This is a genomic window from Adlercreutzia sp. ZJ176, assembly GCF_011038975.1.
Classification (GTDB): domain Bacteria; phylum Actinomycetota; class Coriobacteriia; order Coriobacteriales; family Eggerthellaceae; genus CAAEEV01.
In genome coordinates this window covers 1-1,227 of record NZ_JAAKEC010000047.1, presented here as the reverse complement: position 1 = coordinate 1,227, position 1,227 = coordinate 1, and the positions used below count along the sequence as shown (strand labels likewise).

Genomic DNA, 1,227 nt, shown 5'->3' with positions numbered 1-1,227 from the left:
GGCATATAGGCAGAAAAGTGTGTAAAGGAAATCATTCGACACCGTAAGGATATGGGGTCGAACGATGGAATTCAGACCACACTAGCCCCTCTCCCCAACGAGCGGGCGCCCCGGTGTCGTCGCCCTGCTGCCTTGCGGCCTGAATACGCCACCGCTTGACGTCCTCGTCGGTCGGGAACTCCCTCAGCATCCGTGCTGCAGAGACGGGGGCCTCCGACTCCATGTAGCAGAACCAGAAGACCGCCTTCACCCTGCGGTCGATGCTCATGCCGCGATGAAGGGAGAGCATCCTCCTTATCCGACCGTTCAGGTTCTCGATCCTGTTCGACGTCGAGGGCACGGCGCCTTCGGCGACGACGTCCTCGTCGAGGTAGGTGAACAGCGTCCCTGCGTTGCACAGCTCCACCAGCGCGCGCCTGGCCTTCCTGAGCCGCTCGTGCCTGTACTTGCGGCGGTCGGTCTCGGACCGCTCCCTCAAGAGCCCCTCGTATTCTGCGCACCACCCCTGGAAGCGCGCCATCCACACGGCCGCCTCGGTGTTGTCCTCGACGCGCATCAGGTCCTTCGCGATCGCGTAGAGGTCGACCCCCGCCTGCGTCTTCGGCCTGGTCGTGGTGCACCTCTTCACCTGGCGGAAGACGTGGAAGGTGCACCTCTGCATCCTTGTCTCCGGCCACACGGCGCGCATCGCCTTGCCGATGCCCCCGGCCCCGTCGCAGACGAGGACGTCGGGGGCGGCGATCCTCTGCATGAGGCACGCCCAGTCCTTCGCGTTCTCGGACTTCGCGAGGTGGCAGCCGATGACGTGCGCGTCGGTGCAGGCGATGAGGACCACGGCCTTGTTGCGGACGAGCCAGATGCCGTCCATGTAGACGAAGTGGCGGACCTCGTCGCACGCGGGAAGGATCGGCCAGAGCGACCAGAACCTCGCCGTCTTGTCGCGAAAGGTCCTCGCGGGGATCCCGAGCTCGCACTGGGCGAGCTTGCCGAGCAGCCACCTGACGAACATCGCGAGAGCCTTCGCGGCGCTGTCGATCTTGCGGACCGAGGACGCCCCGCATCTGCCGCAACGCCATCTCTGCGTGCCCGCCTCGGTCTTGCCGTTCTTCATCATCTTGGCGCCGCAGACGCCGCATTTTGGGCTAGACACCGCTCACCCCCGACCCGGACTGACTTTTTTCTCGAAAAAGTGTCCCCGAACAGGGGTGTCAAGTGCTTTTGTTACAC

The 1,227-nt window shown here is 64.4% G+C and carries 1 protein-coding gene; it reads right to left on the bottom strand.

Going from position 1 to position 1,227, the window contains the following annotated elements; genetic code table 11:
* Positions 1-31: 31 nt before the first annotated feature.
* Complete coding sequence (locus G7Y50_RS11850; RefSeq protein WP_165056834.1) at positions 32-1,150, bottom strand: IS1249 family transposase; 1,119 nt, start codon at positions 1,148-1,150, stop codon at positions 32-34.
* Positions 1,151-1,227 lie beyond the last annotated feature (77 nt).